Source organism: Streptomyces sp. AgN23 (assembly GCF_001598115.1).
Classification (GTDB): domain Bacteria; phylum Actinomycetota; class Actinomycetes; order Streptomycetales; family Streptomycetaceae; genus Streptomyces; species Streptomyces antimycoticus.
The window spans coordinates 4,942,137-4,957,739 of the sequence record NZ_CP007153.1; the positions used below are offsets into that span (position 1 = coordinate 4,942,137).

The 15,603-nt window shown below is 71.3% G+C and carries 15 protein-coding genes, 1 pseudogene and 1 riboswitch; of the genes and pseudogenes, 7 read left to right on the top strand and 9 right to left on the bottom strand.

All coding sequences use genetic code 11. The annotated features are described in order from the left end of the window. The first annotated feature begins 44 nt into the window (after window positions 1-44). Both AS97_RS21190 and AS97_RS21195 read left to right on the top strand, forming a co-directional pair. Window positions 45-473, top strand: coding sequence for a hypothetical protein (locus AS97_RS21190; RefSeq protein WP_210565459.1), 429 nt, complete (start codon window positions 45-47; stop codon window positions 471-473). Between the two features lie 375 nt (window positions 474-848). After that, entirely contained in the window at window positions 849-2,858 is a 2,010-nt protein-coding gene (locus tag AS97_RS21195) for an AAA family ATPase (RefSeq protein ID WP_236670341.1), read from the top strand. 3 nt (window positions 2,859-2,861) lie between these two features. Here the strand turns inward: AS97_RS21195 and AS97_RS21200 are convergent, their stop codons facing one another. Both AS97_RS21200 and AS97_RS21205 read right to left on the bottom strand, forming a co-directional pair. After that, the gene (locus AS97_RS21200; protein ID WP_059142790.1) at window positions 2,862-3,281 is read right to left on the bottom strand and encodes a VOC family protein; all 420 of its coding nucleotides are present in this window, start codon (window positions 3,279-3,281) and stop codon (window positions 2,862-2,864) included. Window positions 3,282-3,454: 173 nt separating this feature from the next. Next, on the bottom strand, window positions 3,455-4,183 hold the full coding sequence (locus AS97_RS21205; RefSeq protein ID WP_086711157.1) for a copper homeostasis protein CutC: 729 nt from the start codon (window positions 4,181-4,183) through the stop codon (window positions 3,455-3,457). A gap of 56 nt (window positions 4,184-4,239) precedes the next feature. Here AS97_RS21205 and AS97_RS21210 point away from each other — a divergent pair, with 56 nt between their 5' ends. Then, complete coding sequence (locus AS97_RS21210; protein ID WP_210565460.1) at window positions 4,240-4,911, top strand: hypothetical protein; 672 nt, start codon at window positions 4,240-4,242, stop codon at window positions 4,909-4,911. A gap of 135 nt (window positions 4,912-5,046) precedes the next feature. Here the strand turns inward: AS97_RS21210 and AS97_RS21215 are convergent. Further along, window positions 5,047-5,155 (bottom strand): annotated as a pseudogene (locus AS97_RS21215) (peptidase E); the annotation flags it as partial. A 265-nt stretch (window positions 5,156-5,420) separates the two neighbouring features. On the opposite strand from AS97_RS21215, the gene AS97_RS21220 reads away from it, so the two are divergent. Further along, window positions 5,421-6,659: a Cmx/CmrA family chloramphenicol efflux MFS transporter gene (locus AS97_RS21220; protein WP_086711158.1), complete on the top strand. Its 1,239-nt coding sequence runs from the start codon at window positions 5,421-5,423 to the stop codon at window positions 6,657-6,659. Between the two features lie 56 nt (window positions 6,660-6,715). On the opposite strand, the gene AS97_RS21225 is transcribed toward AS97_RS21220, so the two are convergent. Continuing rightward, window positions 6,716-6,988: a DUF4031 domain-containing protein gene (locus tag AS97_RS21225; protein WP_137966277.1), complete on the bottom strand. Its 273-nt coding sequence runs from the start codon at window positions 6,986-6,988 to the stop codon at window positions 6,716-6,718. Continuing rightward, window positions 6,988-7,344, bottom strand: coding sequence for a hypothetical protein (locus AS97_RS21230; RefSeq protein WP_086711159.1), 357 nt, complete (start codon window positions 7,342-7,344; stop codon window positions 6,988-6,990). Before AS97_RS21230 ends, AS97_RS21225 begins: the two co-directional genes overlap by 1 nt. Before the next feature lie 178 nt (window positions 7,345-7,522). Here AS97_RS21230 and AS97_RS21235 point away from each other — a divergent pair, with 178 nt between their 5' ends. Together AS97_RS21235 and murQ are read left to right on the top strand one after the other, a co-directional pair. Beyond that, entirely contained in the window at window positions 7,523-8,461 is a 939-nt protein-coding gene (locus AS97_RS21235; RefSeq protein ID WP_086709991.1) for a MurR/RpiR family transcriptional regulator, read from the top strand. A gap of 87 nt (window positions 8,462-8,548) precedes the next feature. Beyond that, window positions 8,549-9,520: an N-acetylmuramic acid 6-phosphate etherase gene (murQ, locus tag AS97_RS21240; protein ID WP_210565461.1), complete on the top strand. Its 972-nt coding sequence runs from the start codon at window positions 8,549-8,551 to the stop codon at window positions 9,518-9,520. A 211-nt stretch (window positions 9,521-9,731) separates the two neighbouring features. Here murQ and groL read toward each other — a convergent pair whose 3' ends face one another. The 4 genes from groL to thrC form a co-directional block, all read right to left on the bottom strand. After that, entirely contained in the window at window positions 9,732-11,357 is a 1,626-nt protein-coding gene (gene groL, locus AS97_RS21245; RefSeq protein ID WP_059142721.1) for a chaperonin GroEL, read from the bottom strand. 633 nt (window positions 11,358-11,990) lie between these two features. Continuing rightward, entirely contained in the window at window positions 11,991-12,197 is a 207-nt protein-coding gene (locus tag AS97_RS21250; RefSeq protein ID WP_009716982.1) for a cold-shock protein, read from the bottom strand. Window positions 12,198-12,606: 409 nt separating this feature from the next. After that, window positions 12,607-12,885 carry a MoaD/ThiS family protein gene (locus tag AS97_RS21255; protein WP_059142722.1) on the bottom strand — a complete coding sequence of 93 codons (279 nt, stop codon included), beginning with the start codon at window positions 12,883-12,885 and terminating at the stop codon, window positions 12,607-12,609. Then, on the bottom strand, window positions 12,882-14,183 hold the full coding sequence (gene thrC / locus AS97_RS21260; RefSeq protein ID WP_059142723.1) for a threonine synthase: 1,302 nt from the start codon (window positions 14,181-14,183) through the stop codon (window positions 12,882-12,884). Before thrC ends, AS97_RS21255 begins: the two co-directional genes overlap by 4 nt. A gap of 18 nt (window positions 14,184-14,201) precedes the next feature. Next, a riboswitch (SAM riboswitch) is annotated at window positions 14,202-14,343 on the bottom strand. A 193-nt stretch (window positions 14,344-14,536) separates the two neighbouring features. Between thrC and AS97_RS21265 the strand changes: the two genes are divergently transcribed. Next, window positions 14,537-15,484 (top strand): glucosyl-3-phosphoglycerate synthase, encoded by a 948-nt coding sequence (locus AS97_RS21265; protein WP_059142724.1) that lies wholly within the window; start codon window positions 14,537-14,539, stop codon window positions 15,482-15,484. The last annotated feature ends 119 nt before the right edge of the window (window positions 15,485-15,603 follow it).

Sequence of the window (15,603 nt, forward strand, 5' to 3'; positions counted from 1 at the left end):
AGTGTCAGCAGGACACGGCACCACGACGCCGAAGGGGCGGGGACATGGGCATCGGCATCCGCGAACGCAAGACCGCGACCACCGACATCGACCTGAGCGACATCAAGCCGCTGCCACTGTGGTTCTTCGGCTTCGAGGGCGTCATGGCTGCCGCGTACGACCTGACCAAGGCGTGGGACGACGCCTGGATGGTGCTCATCGCGATCACCTTGGTGAACGTCGTCGTCGGGGCGACCGTGCTGCGCCGCCGGGTGAAGCTGATGCGCGCGATGCTCAAGAACGCCCGCACCCGGAAGATCGCCCTCGGGCTGCTCGCGCTCCGCGTCGGCCTCCATCTCGTCCTCGCCGCCCTCGGCGCCCCGGTCACCTCGGTCGCCGGGCATCTGACCGTCGCGGTCCTGATGGGCGCGACGACGGTGACGCTGCTGTGGTTCAACCAGCGCGTGACCTTCCGCGCCCTGCGGCTCGGCTGAGACCGGACGGGCCCACACGGGACCCGCCCGCGAGCCCGCCCGGCCCCCTCTCCCGGGCCCGCCATAATTCATTCGCCTCCCGGACATGCCCTGGCTACAATCGCCGGTCTTGCCGCCTCCCGCGTTCCGAACGGGAGAGCCGCCGTCCGGACGGAAACCGGCCGGCATCTCTGACCGCGCACCCGCTTTGTGTACTCACTCTGTGCACTCGTTGTGTACTCGCTCGCCGGAGGCTACGCCGTGCCCTCGCACGCCCCTGACCACGCAGATCCCCTCTCAGACCCCCACGCAGACCCTCTTCCGGCCCCCCAGGCGGCAGACCCCCTCGCGCGGGAGCGCGCCCATCTGACCGACTCCCGCGCCGCGCTGCGCGCCATGCGCGCCGACGTCGAGGCCCTCGACCTCCGGGACGTCGCCGCGAACTGGGTCAACGCCGCAGCCCTGCACCACCAGGTCAGCGAGCGCATCAAGGCCCTCGCCGACCTCGCCGACACCCCGCTCTTCTTCGGCCGACTCGACTATCTGCACGCACCGGGCGCGGAGGCGGCGGAGGGCGCGGAGGGCGAGCGCTTCTATATCGGCCGCCGCCATGTGCACGACGCGGACGGCGACCCCATGGTCATCGACTGGCGTGCCCCCGTCTCCCAGCCCTTCTACCAGGCGTCCAAGACGGCGCCGATGGACATCGCGCTGCGCCGCCGCTTCGGCTACACGGGCGGCGAGTTGACGGCGTACGAGGACGAACGGCTCTCCGACCCCACCACGGGGACATTTTCCGGCTCCGCCGGGGGCTCGCAGACCAGCAAGCTGCTCCAGTCCGAGATCGAGCGCCCGCGCGTCGGCCCGATGCGGGACATCGTCGCGACGATCCAGCCGGAGCAGGACGAGATCGTCCGCCAGGGGATCGGCGGCACCATCTGCGTCCAGGGGGCGCCGGGCACCGGTAAGACGGCCGTGGGGCTGCACCGGGTGGCGTACCTGCTGTACGCGCACCGCGAGCGGCTGGCCCGCTCCGGCACCCTCGTCATCGGCCCGAACCGCTCCTTCCTCCACTACATCGAGCAGGTCCTGCCCGCCCTCGGCGAGTTGCAGGTGGCCCAGGCGACTGTCGAGGACCTGGTGACCCGCCCGGCCCTGGGCGCGGAGGTGCGGGGCACCGACTCCGCCGACGCGGCGCGCATCAAGGGCGACGCACGGCTGGCCGAGGTACTGCGCCGCGCCCTGCGCTCGTATGTCACCGCCCCCACCGAACCCTGTGTGGTGGTGCGCGGTTCACGCCGCTGGCGGGTGCCCGCGTATGAACTGGAGGAGATGGTCGAGGAGTTGCTCACCCGCGACATCCGCTACGGCGCGGCCCGCGAGGCGCTTCCGCAGCGCATCGCGCACGCCGTGCTGGTCCGGATGGAGCAGGCGGGCGAGGCGCCCGACGACCGGGTCCAGGACACGGTCGCGCGCAACGCGGCCGTCAAGGCGACGGTCAAGGCGGTCTGGCCGCCGGTCGACCCGGCCAAGCTGGTGCTGCGGCTGCTCTCCGACGCCGACTTCCTGGCCGAGCACGCGGAGGGCGTCCTCGACGCCGACGAGCAGAAGACCGTCCTGTGGGCGAAGCCGGGGCGCGGTGTGAAGTCCGCGAAGTGGTCCCCGGCGGACCTGGTGCTGATCGACGAGGCCGCCGATCTCATCGAGCGCACCCCGTCCCTCGGGCATGTGGTCCTCGACGAGGCCCAGGACCTGTCGCCCATGCAGTACCGCGCGGTCGGCCGCCGCTGCAGCACCGGCTCGGCGACCGTGCTCGGCGACATCGCCCAGGGCACCACCCCATGGGCGACGGCCAGTTGGGAGGAGGCCCTGACCCATCTGGGCAAGGACGGGGCGGCGATCGAGGAGCTGACCCAGGGTTTCCGGGTGCCGCGCGAGGTGATCGCGTACGCCTCACGGCTGCTGCCCGCCATCGCCCCCGGCCTGTCGGAGGCCACCTCGATCCGCGAGGCGGCGGGCGACTTCTCCGTCCGGGCCGTGGACCCGGCGGAACTGGACGCGGCCGTGATCGCCGCGTGCCAGGACGCGCTGACCCACGAGGGTTCCGTCGGCCTCATCGCGGCCGACGCCCGCGTCCCGGCCCTGGCCGAGGCCCTCGACGCGGCGGGTCTGACCCACCTCTCCCCCGGCGAGGAGACCAGCGCCGAGGCCCGGCTCACGCTCGTCCCGGCGACCCTGGCCAAGGGTCTGGAGTACGACTACGTGGTGCTGGACGAACCGGCCGCGGTGGTCGACGGCGAGCCGGACGAACGCACCGGGCTGCGCCGCCTGTATGTCTCCCTGACCCGTGCGGTCTCGGGGCTGACGGTGGTCCACGGGGCGGCGCTGCCGGAGCGGCTGAGCTGACCGTTACGCCTCGGCTTCGGCGGCCTGCTGCTCGGATCGCTTGAGGGCGTCCGGAGTCACGGGCGCGAAGAAGTTGACGAGATTGCCGTCGGGGTCCTTGAACAGCAGCGAACGGTTGCCCCAGGGCTGCGTGGTGGGCTCGTTCACGATCTCGACGTCGAACTCCTTGAGCCGTTCGTACTCGCCGTCGACATCGGCGACCCGGAACTCCACGATCACGCTCTGGTTCGCCGCGGGCCGGGGCGCCTGCTCACCGAGCACCCGCACCGTGCGGGTGCTCGCGAGGGCGAGGGTTCCGCTCGCTGTCATGAACTCGGCGAAGTCGTCCGTATACCGCTTCGCCGTCAGGCCCGTGGCCCGCTCGTAGAAGTCGACGATCCGGGCGACGTCCTCGGTGATGATGCGGATCGAGGCGAAGTGCATGGCAAGCTCCTGTGAGGTGTTGTGTGCCGTGCGGATGACCGTACGGTCGATACCGGGCAGAAGCCGCCCGGTATCGCTCACCGGTTTCCGGGCCGGTTTCCGGGCCCGGTACCCAACAGGAGCTTGTCGGCACAGCCGCCGCACAGATCGCCTCAGCGCCGCGCGGCCCGCCCTCAGGCGACCGGAACGGGCGCGTCCAGGGCCGTACGCCACCGGCCGACCGCGGCCGCGTCCACAGGGCCGGCCCATCCCGCCGGACGGGCCGCGCCGCCGATGTGGAAGGCGTCGATCCCGGCGGCGCGCAGGGCGGACAGATGGTCGAGGCGCAGCCCGCCACCGGCCATGATCCGCGGCTCATAGCCCGGTGTACCGGTCCGCGCCGCCTCCTCGGCCAAGGCCGGCAGACCGTCGTCGACGCCTCGCGCGGACCCGGCGGTGAGATACGTATCGAGACCGGGAATGTCGGCGAGCCGCTTGCGCAGCCCGTCACGATCCGCGGCGCGGTCGATGGCCCGGTGGAAGGTCCAGCGGCTCTCGTCCACCCCGCCGCCCGCCCGCACGACCTCGGCCAGCGCGGTCACGGCGGCCAGATCGACCCCGCCGTCATCGGTCAGGAAGCCCAGGACGAACTCGTCCGCGCCCTCCGAGTGCAGCGCGGCAGCGGCCTCGCACAGCGCGTCGAACGCGGCGGGATCCCCGGCACCGAAGCCGTCGGCAGCGCGGAGCATCACCCGCACCGGCAGGTCCACGGCCGAACGGACGGCGGCGAAGGTCTCACGGGAGGGGGTGAGCCCGTCAGCGGCCATCTCGGTGACCAGTTCGAGGCGGTCCGCCCCTCCGGCCTGTGCGGCGATCGCGTCCGCCGGGTCCAGGGCGATCACCTCGAGAATTGGTCTAGACATGCTCCACAGCTTGCCACATCGCGCAAGAGGGCGAACCGCTACCCCACAATTGGCCCATGTCCGCACCCGCGCCCGCCCGCCATCCGGCCCATGACGCCCTGCTCACCCGCTGGACAGACCTCCTCACCAGCGCCCGCGAAGCCACCGCTCCACCTTCCCTCCCCTACGGCGAGGACCTCCTGACCCGCTGGGCCGAACCCCAGCGCCGCTACCACACCACCGATCACCTGCTCGCGGTCCTGGACCGGGTGGACGAGCTGCTCCCCCACGTCCAGGCCCCCGACCCCGCCGCCATCCGGCTCGCCGCCTGGTTCCACGACGCCGTCTACCTCCCCGACCGCTCCACCAACGAGGAACGCAGCGCCCGCCTCGCCGAACGCGCCCTCACCGAGGCGGCCGTCCCGGCACCCCGCACGGCCGAAACCGTCCGCCTCGTCCTCGTCACCCGCGACCACGACCCCGCCGAGGGCGACACCAACGGCGAGGTCCTCTGCGACGCCGACCTCGCCGTACTGGCGGGCTCCCCGGCGGCCTACGGCGCCTACGCGGCGGCGGTCCGCGAGGAGTACGGCTTCGTCCCCGACGACGCCTTCCGCCAGGGCCGCGCGAATGTCCTCCGCCACCTGCTGGGCCTGTCCCGCCTCTTCCGTACGCCGGAGGGGCACGACCGCTGGGAGGAGGCCGCGCGCCGCAACATGGCCACGGAGCTGGAGCTGCTCGGTGCGTAACATGTGCCGTTCGCGGCTCAGAAGTCGACGGCCCGAGCCGCCTGACGCAGCCGCTCACCCCGGCAGCTCCGCATCAGCGCGCCCCTGGGCGCCGCACTGCCCTGTCCGTCGCTCCCCACCACGCGTCGCGTCACGGGGAACGTACACGACGTTCGCCGACCCAAAACGGCTTTCCCAGCATGTCCCGCAGCGCATCCCGCAGCGTCTCGTTGCGCAGGCCACTCGCCGTCAGCAGAAGCTCCATCGGGCGAGCCAACCACGGCTGACAGGCGCGCGCAACGAACCCAGGAATTACCACCGCCGTCAAGACATGGCGTGACATGGCATGGCATGACCACATCAGGAACAGGCAGTGTGTCGATCCGGCCAGCGCGCAATCCGGCACCGGCAGTACCGGGTACGTTCGAAAGTCGAGCACCTCACTGTTCCGCGCAGGAATGCCGAGGTCATGCGATGGCGTTGAGCCTCGCATGCCCTCGTTCTCCCCAGCGGATTCCGCTCGCTCCCGCATGCCCCTGGCGGTCTACGTCCTCGGGCTGTCCGTCTTCGCTCTCGGTACCTCCGAGTTCATGCTGTCCGGGCTGCTGCAACCCGTCGCGCGGGACATGGGCGTGTCCATCCCCACGGCCGGATTGCTGATATCGGCCTTCGCGATCGGGATGGTGGTCGGGGCGCCGGTGCTGGCGGCGGCCACGTTGCGGTTGCCGCGGCGGACGACGCTGATGGCGCTGCTGGCGGTGTTCGGGCTCGGGCAGATCGCGGGGGCGCTGGCGCCGTCGTACGGGGTGCTGTTCGCCTCGCGGGTCGTCAGCGCGCTCGCGTGTGCCGGGTTCTGGGCGGTGGGCGCCGCGGTGGCCGTTTCGCTGGTGCCGGTGAACGCGCGGGCGAAGGCGATGGCGGTGATGGTCGGCGGACTGAGCATCGCGAACATCGCGGGGGTCCCCGCGGGGGCGCTGCTCGGGCAGCACGCGGGGTGGCGCGCCGCCTTCTGGGCGGTGGCGGGGCTGTCGGCGCTCGGGCTGGTCGGGGTCGTCGCGCTCGTACCGCGTACGCAGGTGCCGACCGGGGACGACCGGCCGCGGCTGCGGGCCGAGTTGCGCATCTACCGCGACCGGCAGGTGTGGCTGGCGCTGGCCGCCACCGCGCTGAGCGGTGGCGCGGTCTTCTGCCTGTTCTCCTACCTCGGGCCGCTGCTGACGGATGTGGCGGGGCTGGACGAGAGCTGGGTGCCGACCGTGCTCGCGCTGTTCGGGGTCGGCGCGCTGCTGGGCACGGTGCTCGGCGGGCGGATCGCGGACGCGCATCTGTTCGGCACGATGCTCGGGGGCATCACCGCCTCGACGGTCGTGCTGAGCGCGTTGGCACTGACCGCGCACAGCGCGGTCGCGGCCGTGACCTTGGCGCTGCTGCTCGGCTTCACCGCCTTCTTCACCGCGCCCGCGCTCAACGCCCGGATGTTCAACCTCGCGAACGCCGCGCCCACGCTCGCGGGCGCGACGAACACCTCGGCCTTCAACATCGGCAACACGGTGGGCCCCTGGCTCGGCGGCCTCGTCATCGACCTGGGCTGGGGCTACCCGGCGGTCGCCTGGACGGGCGCGGCGCTCGCCGGTACGGGCGTGGTGACGACGGTCGCCGCGATGCGCCTGCACCGGGCGGCTGGTGGCTCGCGCGTCATCGCCACGTCGGCGGCGTACGACCTGGCGGATGCGGAAGCGGCCCCCGACCCGTCGCGCACAACCCACTGAGCGGCCCCGCCCCGCCCCGCCTCGCGCGCGGGGCGCGGCCATACCGCCCGCACCGGTCAGTCCGCGTTCGCGGCTCGTTTGGGGCGGCGGAGGCCCGCGGCCTTCAGGCGGCGGAGGAGTTCCTTGCTGCCGACCTCCTCCGCGCCCGCCCCCACCGCCGTCGCGTACAGCTCGCTCGGCAGGTCGTAGTGGTCACGGTCGAAGCCTCGGCGCGGGGCACCGATGCGGGCGGCGAAGGCGTGGAGTTCGGCGTAGGAGACATCACTGACCAGGTGGGACCACAGGCGGCCGTGGCCCGGCCACGAGGGCGGGTCGATCAGTACGGCCATCAGAGGGTGGTGCCCAGCGAACCCACGGGCGCCACCGCGACCGCCGTCTTGCCGCAGACCCAGTGCGGGTTGGGGCCCAACTCGGGCTCCACATCGAGGGCGTGGAGGTCGCCGCCCTGAGTGCAGACGGGGCACAGCGGCCATCGGCCGTACCGTTCCAACAGGGCGTCCTGGACGTCCTGGGCGACCAGACCTGCCACGTACGCGATACCTTCCGGCCACTGCTCGACCCACCACCGACGGTGCGCGATCGCGTCTTCGACCAGCGAGACGATATCGGCCCGGGCGACCTCGCCCGCCGCGAGGTCGGCCAGGACGAGGGCGCGGGCCGCGTGCAGTGCGTGTTCGAGCTTCATGGGTCCCATTGTCGCCTTTGCTTCCTCCTGGCGCCTGTTTGCCTCATCCTCGGTCTTCTCGCCCCGCCGCACCGCCGCACCGCCGCACCGCCGCACCGCCGCACCGCCGCACCGCCGCACCGCCGCCCCGCCGCGCGGAGGGTTGACGGGCCCTGTGGCCGGAAATAGTTTTTCGCGGATGAGCACCGACCTGAAGGAAACTTTCATGTCACCTCCGCAATCCGCTCCCACCCCGCCCGCTCCGGCCGCCCTCGCCGCGAAGGTCCGCACGTTAGGACCCTCCATGACCCGCTCCATGCAGCGCGTGGCCGAGGCCGTGGCGGGGGATCCGGCCGGATGCGCGGCGCTCACCGTCACCGGGCTCGCCGAGCGGACCGGCACCAGCGAGGCCACCGTCGTCCGCACCTCCCGACTCCTCGGCTACCCCGGATATCGCGATCTGCGCATCGCGCTCGCCGCGCTCGCCGCACACCAGGCCGCCGGGCGGGCCCCGGCCGTCACCGCGGACATCGCGGTCGACGATCCGATCGCCGATGTGGTCACCAAGCTGGCGCGGGAGGAGCAGCAGTGTCTGGCCGACACCGCCGCCGTCCTGGACACCAGCCAGGTCGAGGCGGCTGTCTCGGCGCTGGCCACGGCGCGCCGGATCGATGTATACGGGGTGGGGGCGTCCAGCCTCGTCGGCCAGGACCTGGTCCAGAAGCTGCTGCGCATCGGGCTGATAGCCCACGCGCACGCCGATCCGCACCTCGCCGTCACCAACGCGGTCCAGCTCCGCTCCGGCGACGTCGCCATCGCGATCACCCACTCCGGGCGTACGACGGACGTCATCGAGCCGCTGCGGGTGGCCTTCGAGCGCGGCGCCACCACCGTCGCGATCACCGGACGGCCGGACGGCGAGGTCGCGCAGTACGCGGACCTGGTGCTCACCACCTCCACCGCGCGGGAGAGCGAGCTGCGCCCGGCGGCCATGTCCAGCCGCACCAGCCAGCTCCTGGTGGTGGACTGCCTGTTCATAGGGGTCGCCCAGCGGACGTACGAATCGGCCGCGCCCGCCCTCTCCGCGTCGTACGAGGCCCTCGCACACCGCCACGACCCGCGCCCCGGGCATCGCTGAGCCGGTCACGGATCAGCGCTTCGCCCGGTGACCGCCACCCGTCACCGTCACCCCCCACCCTGACGTACCGGAAAGAGCCGCTTCACCATGACTTCCGCCGACTTCGCAGCCGACCCCGCCGACTCCGCGGCCGACCAGGGCTCCGCACGGCTCCGCGCCCAGCTCGACACCCTGACCACCGAGGCGTTCCGCCCCGAACTCGCCGAGATCGACCGGCTCGACACCCTCGAGATCGCCCGGATCATGAACGCGGAGGACGCCGGCGTGCCCGCCGCCGTCGCCCTCCAGCTCCCCCGCATCGCCGCCGCCATCGACGCCATCGCCGCGCGGATGTCCCGTGGCGGCCGTCTCCTCTATACGGGCGCGGGCACCGCCGGACGGCTCGGGGTGCTCGACGCGAGCGAGTGCCCACCCACCTTCAACACCCGGCCCGAGCAGGTCGTCGGGGTGATCGCGGGCGGCCCGGACGCCGTGGTGACCTCGATCGAGGGCGCGGAGGACAGCCCGGAGCTGGCCGCCCGGGACCTCGACCTGCTCGGGGTCGGCCCCGACGACACGGTGGTCGGCGTCTCGGCCTCCGGCCGCACCCCGTACGCCGTGGGCGCGGTCGAACACGGCCGACGGCTCGGCGCGCTCACCGTCGGGCTGTCCTGCAACGCCGACTCGGCGCTCGCCGCCGCGGCCGACCACGGCATCGAGATCGTGGTGGGGCCGGAGCTGCTCACCGGCTCGACCCGGCTGAAGGCGGGCACGGCCCAGAAGCTGGTGCTCAACATGATCTCAACCATCACCATGATCCGGCTGGGCAAGACCTTCGGAAATCTGATGGTCGATGTGCGCGCCTCCAACGACAAGCTGCGCGCCCGCTCGCGGAGGATCGTCTTCCTGGCGACCGGCGCCTCCGACCAGCGGATCGAAAGCGCGCTGGCGGCCACGGACGGCGAGGTGAAGAACGCGATCCTCACCATCCTGGGCGAGGTGGACGCCCCGACCGCCGAGAAGCTGCTCGCCGAGGCACACGGCCATCTGCGCGCCGCCCTCGATGCGGCCAAGCGTTGACGTGCTCCCTGGCCTGAAGCCCAGGGATTCCGGCCTGGGTCGGCTGACCCTTCCGGGACTTCCCGCGTAAGCCCCCGGATACGCCGGACCCCAGCCGGCCCCCGGATCCGCCCGGCCCCCAAAACGCCGTCGGGGCGGCACCCCTGGGAAAGGGTGCCGCCCCGACGTCCTGGACGGTACGACCGACCGGCGAACGAACGCGCCGAGTCGATCAGAAGTCCATGTCACCGCCCGGCATGCCGCCCGGAGCGCCCGCCGGGGCGGCCTTCTCCGGCTTGTCGGCGATGACGGCCTCGGTGGTGAGGAACAGCGCGGCGATCGACGCGGCGTTCTGCAGCGCGGAGCGCGTGACCTTGGCCGGGTCGATGATGCCCTCGGCGATCAGGTCGACGTACTCACCGGTCGCGGCGTTGAGGCCGTGGCCCGGGGTCAGGTTGCGCACCTTCTCGACCACGACGCCGCCCTCGAGACCGGCGTTGACCGCGATCTGCTTCAGCGGGGCCTCCAGGGCCAGGCGCACGGCCTGGGCACCGGTGGCCTCGTCGCCCTCGAGCTCCAGCTTCTCGAAGACCGAGACGGTCTGCAGCAGGGCCACGCCACCACCGGCGACGATGCCCTCCTCGACGGCCGCCTTGGCGTTGCGCACCGCGTCCTCGATGCGGTGCTTGCGCTCCTTGAGCTCGACCTCGGTGGCGGCACCGGCCTTGATGACGGCCACGCCGCCGGCCAGCTTCGCCAGGCGCTCCTGCAGCTTCTCGCGGTCGTAGTCCGAGTCCGAGGACTCGATCTCGGCGCGGATCTGGTTGACGCGGCCCTGCACCTGGTCGGTGTCGCCGGCGCCGTCCACGATGGTGGTCTCGTCCTTGGTGACGGTGACCTTGCGGGCGCGGCCGAGCAGGTCGAGACCGGCGTTCTCGAGCTTGAGGCCGACCTCCTCGGAGATGACGGTGCCACCGGTGAGGATGGCGATGTCACCGAGCATGGCCTTACGGCGGTCACCGAAGCCCGGGGCCTTGACGGCCACGGACTTGAAGGTGCCACGGATCTTGTTGACGACCAGGGTGGCCAGGGCCTCGCCCTCGACGTCCTCGGCGATGATCAGCAGCGGCTTGCCCGACTGCATGACCTTCTCGAGCAGCGGGAGGAGGTCCTTCACGCTGCTGATCTTGGAGTTGACGATCAGGATGTACGGGTCGTCGAGCGACGACTCCATACGCTCCATGTCCGTCGCGAAGTACGGGGAGATGTAGCCCTTGTCGAAGCGCATGCCCTCGGTGAGCTCGAGCTCGAGCCCGAAGGTCTGCGACTCCTCGACGGTGATGACACCTTCCTTGCCGACCTTGTCCATCGCCTCGGCGATGAGCTCACCGATCTGGGTGTCGGCGGCGGAGATGGAGGCGGTGGAGGCGATCTGCTCCTTGGTCTCCACGTCCTTGGCCTGCTCGAGGAGCTGGGCGGAGACGGCCTCGACGGCCTTCTCGATACCCCGCTTGAGCGCCATCGGGTTGGCACCGGCGGCGACGTTGCGCAGGCCCTCCTTGACCAGCGCCTGGGCGAGGACGGTCGCGGTCGTCGTGCCGTCACCGGCGACGTCGTCCGTCTTCTTCGCGACCTCCTTGACCAGCTCGGCGCCGATCTTCTCGTACGCGTCCTCGAGCTCGATCTCCTTGGCGATGGAAACACCATCGTTGGTGATCGTGGGGGCGCCCCACTTCTTCTCGAGGACGACGTTGCGGCCCTTGGGGCCGAGGGTGACCTTGACGGCGTCGGCGAGCTGGTTCATCCCGCGCTCGAGGCCGCGCCGCGCCTCCTCGTCGAACGCGATGATCTTGGCCATGTGAAGTGGTCCTCCCAAGACGGGGTGGATTGCTCCGGACCGCGCTGGCGCCCGCGACGGACGGCCTGCCTGCCATACGGTTCCTTGCCCCGCATGGCCTGGCGGGCCTCACCGACCCGGTCCTTCTGTCACTCTCAACGTCAGAGTGCTAACGCCAATGATTAGCACTCGGGCCTAGAGAGTGCAAGCGGCCGAAGGCCATCGCTGGGGGGTGGCGGCCGGGTGACGGGTGGGCGCAAGCGGCCGAAGGCCATCGTTGGGGGGTGGCGGCCGGGCGACGGGTGGGCGCAAGCGGCCGAAGGCCATCGCTGGGGGGTGGCGGCCGGGTGACGGGTGGGCGCAAGCGGCCGAAGGCCATCGCTGGGGGGTGGCGGCCGGGTGACGGGTGGGCGCAAGCGGCCGAAGGCCATCGCTGGGGGGTGGCGGCCGGGTGACGGGTGGGCGCAAGCGGCCGAAGGCCATCGTTGGGGGGTGGCGGCCGGGTGACGGGTGGGCGCAAGTGGCCGAAGGCCATCGCCCCCCCCCCACGCACAAACCCCCGTAACGATCAGCGCGGACACGCCGAAGGGTCCGTACCCTGGCCGGGACACGGACCCTTCGGACTGTACTGTTCAGCTGCGTCGCGTCGGCGCGTCAGCCTACGGCCACGCGGACCATGTCGGCCTGCGGGCCCTTCTGACCCTGCGAGATCTCGAACTCGACCCGCTGGCCTTCCTCGAGGGTGCGGTACCCGTCCATCTGGATCGCGCTGTAGTGGACGAACACGTCCGCACCACCGTCGACCGCGATGAAGCCGTACCCCTTCTCCGCGTTGAACCACTTGACGGTGCCCTGAGCCATTCCTAACTCCCCTATTGCTGGCCCTTGCGCAGGACCGCACTCCGCGGACCCGGGTCAGACCTCACCCCCCGGATGTGGGGGGTGTGCGCCGGAACGCGTCGACCGCCGCTGAATGTATCCGTCCCAACGCCCTCTGCAACAGGTCAATCGGACGAGAATTCTGGGCACGGCCGAACGGTTAAAAGTGAGGATTTATGTGAAGTTCGGGCAAGCCGGGCGGGACATAGGGAACCAACCCGGCAATTCGCGCTCACACTTTACGCACAACTTGACGAGTTCTCATATGTGGTTCCGGCCCGGGGGCCATCGGGGAATCCGGGCAACTGTATCGCGATTCCACACACGGAATCGCCCCGTCCGGTTGTCCCCGGACGGGGCGATGCCAAAGGTGAGGAGGGTGGACGCGGGGTCAGCAGCCGCCCGCGACCGCCGGGATGATCGAGATCCCGGCACCGTCCGGGGTCGCCGTGGCCAGGCCGTCGGCGAAGCGGACGTCGTCGTCGTTGACGTAGACGTTGACGAAGCGGCGGAGCTTGCCGGTGTCGTCCAGGACGCGGGCCGCGATGCCCTGGTGGTTCTTCTCCAGATCCGCCAGGACCTCGGCGAGGGTCGCGCCCTCGGCGGGGACCTCGGCCTGACCGGCGGTGTACGTGCGCAGGATGGTCGGGATTCGGACGTTGACGCTCATGCGAGACCAGCCTCTCGGAACGACTCAAGGGTGGGGCGGATGATGGCGGAGGGACCCGTGGTGGGGGCCACCGCGTCGAGGGTCTTGAGGCCGTCGCCGGTGTTGAGCACGACGGTCGTCAGGGACGGGTCGAGCAGACCGTCCTCGATCAGCTTCTTGGTCACGCCGACGGTCACCCCGCCCGCGGTCTCCGCGAAGATCCCCTCGGTGCGGGCGAGCAGCTTGATCGCGTCGACGATCTGCTCGTCGTTCACGTCCTCCACCGCGCCGCCCGTACGGCGGGCGATGTCGAGGACGTACGGGCCGTCCGCGGGGTTGCCGATGGCCAGCGACTTGGCGATGGTCTGCGGCTTCTGCGGCCGGACGACGTCATGGCCGGCCTTGAAGGCGGCGGAGACCGGGGAGCAGCCCTCGGCCTGGGCGCCGAAGATCTTGTAGGGCTTGTCCTCGACCAGACCGATCGCGATCAGCTCCTTCAGTCCCTTGTCGATCTTGGTGAGCTGGGAGCCGGAGGCGATCGGGATGACGATCTGGTCGGGCAGCCGCCAGCCGAGCTGCTCGCAGATCTCGTACGCCAGGGTCTTGGAGCCCTCGCCGTAGTACGGCCGCAGATTGACGTTGACGAAGCCCCAGCCCTCGCCGACCGGGTCGCCGATCAGCTCGCTGCAGAAGCGGTTGACGTCGTCGTAGGTGCCCTCGATGCCGACCAGCTCACCGCCGTAGACCGCGGCCATGACGACCTTGCCGGCCTCCAGGTCGTGCGGGATGAAGACGCAGGAGCGGAAGCCCGCCCGGGCGGCCGCGGCGCCGACCGCGCCGGCGAGGTTGCCGGTGGAGGAGCAGGAGAGCGTGGTGAAGCCGAAGGTGCGGGCGGCCTGGACGGCGATGGCGACGACCCGGTCCTTGAAGGAGTGGGTGGGGTTGCCGGAGTCGTCCTTGATGTGCAGCTCACCGGTGACGCCCAGCTCACGGGCGAGGTTGTCGGCCTTGACCAGCTGGGTGAAACCCGGGTGCAGGCTGGGCAGGTCCGCCACGTCCGCGGGGACGGGCAGCAGCGGGGCATAGCGCCAGATGCTGTTCGGACCGGCCTCGATCCGCCGGCGCAGCTCCTCCGGGTCGCCGGCCGGCAGCTCGTACGCGACCTCCAGCGGCCCGAAACAGACCTCACACGCGAAGATCGGGCCCAGCTCGAACCGCTCACCGCACTCCCGGCAGGACAATGCGATGGCGGGACCGAAGGCACCGGAGGCGTCGGAGGCGGGGGACGCGGTTGAGCTTTCTACTGACTGCACAGCCATGGATGGCGAGGCCCTTTCTCCTCATCTTCCTCGCGACGCATTTCGTCACGAGACGGAATTGGCACCTTCCCGAGCTGGGAGCCTCGCTGCGGAATGCGAGATCAGCTGGAGGGTTGCCGGGGCTTCAACGGGCCGTTCCCTCTGCCCCTCTGGATGAGCGGTATGGCGCCGGGCGGACCCGGGCGTTTGTCAGCACGGCATCATCACGGGCTTCCTCGGTAAACACCGAGGTCGACCCCGACATACGACGGTCTCGTGCGTTGTTCAAGACTGTAACCGAAGGCCCGGATGGTTGAGCTAGCCGTCCGAAGCGCGAGATGAATCACAGGCGACCACGGCAGGGAGAGACACAGGTGCTGGAAGAGGTGGAGCGCTGGCTGAAGCACCGCTCCTGGTCGGCCGACGACCGGCCGCTGGACCGCCTGCTGGACGCGAAGCGGGCCACGGCGACGACCCTGAGCGTCGTCCTGCCCGCCCTGAACGAGGAGGCCACGGTCGGCGAGATCGCCGCGACGATCCGCCGGGAGCTGATGAGCGAGGCGGCGCCGCTGGTGGACGAGCTGGTGGTGCTGGACTCCGGCTCGACGGACCGCACCGCCGAGGTCGCCGCGGCGGCGGGCGCCACCGTCGTCCCCCGCGACTCGCTGCTGCCCCGGCTGCCCGCGCTGCCGGGCAAGGGCGAGGTGCTGTGGCGGTCCCTGCTGGCCACGCGCGGCGACATCATCTGCTTCGTCGACGCCGACCTGCGGGAATTCGATCCGCGCTTTGTCTCGGGGATCGTCGGTCCGCTGCTGGCCGACCCCGCGCTGCAGCTGGTGAAGGGCATGTACGACCGCCCGCTGGGCGACGTGGCGGGCCAGGGCGGCCGGGTCACCGAGCTGGTCGCCCGCCCGCTGCTGAATCTGCACTGGCCCCAGCTGGCCGGATTCGTCCAGCCGCTGGGCGGTGAGTACGCGGCGCGCCGCACGCTGCTGGAGCGGCTGCCCTTCCCGGTCGGCTACGGGGTCGAGCTGGGGCTGCTGGTCGACGCGCTGCACACGGTGGGTCTCGACGCGCTCGGCCAGGTGGACATCGGGGTGCGCAAACACCGCCACCAGGACGGGCTGGCGCTCGGCCGGATGGCGGCCGCGATCTACCGCACCGCGCAGCTGCGGCTGGCCCGGGGCCATTTGGTGCGGCCGCGGCTGACCCAGTTCGACCGGGGCGAGACCGGCTTCGAGCCGCGCACCACGGACGTGGACACCGAGGAGCGGCCGCCGATGATCGAGATACCGGAGTACGCGGAGCGGCGCGCGGCGTGATCGCCCCCGGGGTATCACGCGACAGCCCCCACGGGCGGGAACAGGCCGCCCCATACCGCCTACGGGGCAAGAAACCGTACGTACGTTTGCGCGGGGTCTCGGCTGGCTAGGCTCGCGAC